The organism is Dellaglioa sp. CoH-57-MRSF-21 (assembly GCF_056781915.1).
Genome location: NZ_JBXAXU010000243.1, coordinates 1 through 243, shown reverse-complemented (window position 1 = coordinate 243; position 243 = coordinate 1). Strand labels below are relative to the sequence as shown.

The following is a 243-nucleotide window of genomic DNA, read 5'->3' as shown; positions in this document are numbered from 1 at the left end:
GTTCCTGTACACCAAGCGATACACAGGCTCGCCCTGGGTCTTTATGACTCGGTTGTGGGCCAACACCCTATTCCCGAGTGTCGCGCGCGACTCTGAGTTCGGGAAGGGCAAGCGTCGTGCTCATCTAGCAGAAATTCCCGAGCGTGCAGTCAGCCCCAACTATCTGCGTGTCAAGGTGCAGCGCGAACTGGGTTATGTCGAATGCGCGGTTCCTGTCTATTCGTTCTCGACACTGGCTCCGGA

1 protein-coding gene is annotated in these 243 nt (G+C 57.6%); it reads left to right on the top strand.

The window, feature by feature from the left end; translation table 11 throughout:
- Nucleotides 1–243: hypothetical protein (locus AC1RPQ_RS08645; RefSeq protein ID WP_481762374.1), on the top strand; the 243-nt coding region annotated here is incomplete at both ends.